This is a genomic window from Brasilonema octagenarum UFV-OR1, assembly GCF_963888615.1.
GTDB classification, from domain to species: Bacteria; Cyanobacteriota; Cyanobacteriia; order Cyanobacteriales; family Nostocaceae; genus Brasilonema; species Brasilonema sennae.
The window spans coordinates 1-624 of record NZ_CAWPKW010000113.1 but is presented as its reverse complement, the minus strand read 5'-3'; the positions used below and the strand labels follow the sequence as shown (position 1 = coordinate 624).

Below are 624 nucleotides of genomic sequence, written 5' to 3'. Positions count from 1 at the left end.
TAGTTGATAGTCATTAGCGATCGCCTCTTAACTTATTTCGCCAATCATCTAAGCAAACGTCTGTAAAAGCAGAACTCATGCGCTTGTTGGTGTCATGGTTACAACATTGCCAACCAACGTAACCGTTTCACCAGCGACTACAATGCCATCCCCATCATGACAACCGTATAGCAATCGTTGTTCGTGGTTGGCATATGCCTGCATACGGGCATAATCCTCTGGTGTATCCTGCACATGCGGTACAAACGCAAAGTCTACTAGATCTAATCCCTGGTAGGTGGTAAGCGGTGCATACGGCGCATCACCACAGAGTCGTGCCGAGGTGATCTCTGGTGTCATCATAATTGCCCCAGCCGAAGTGCCAATTAACACGCCTTGATGTTCAGCATAGTGCTGGAGCCGCTCCATCAAACCGCGTTGTTGCAGCCAGTACAAGAAGTAATAGGTATTACCGCCAGATAAATGAATCGCATCACAGGCGAACAAGGGATCGAGAAGGTCTCTTTTGTATGCCACATCAAGTTCAACGTAGAGCGCGAGTTCGAGACCATACTGCTGATAGTACTGTTGTTTTACCGTAAAGTACTGACGTTTTGGATCGCTTGACGAGGAAATATAGCCAAT

Annotated in this window: 1 protein-coding gene; it reads right to left on the bottom strand. The window is 47.1% G+C overall.

Annotated features, from left to right (window positions below; translation table 11 throughout):
* Positions 1-75: 75 nt before the first annotated feature.
* On the bottom strand, positions 76-615 hold the full coding sequence (locus tag AC5590_RS08775; RefSeq protein WP_348982800.1) for a Type 1 glutamine amidotransferase-like domain-containing protein: 540 nt from the start codon (positions 613-615) through the stop codon (positions 76-78).
* Positions 616-624: the final 9 nt, after the last annotated feature.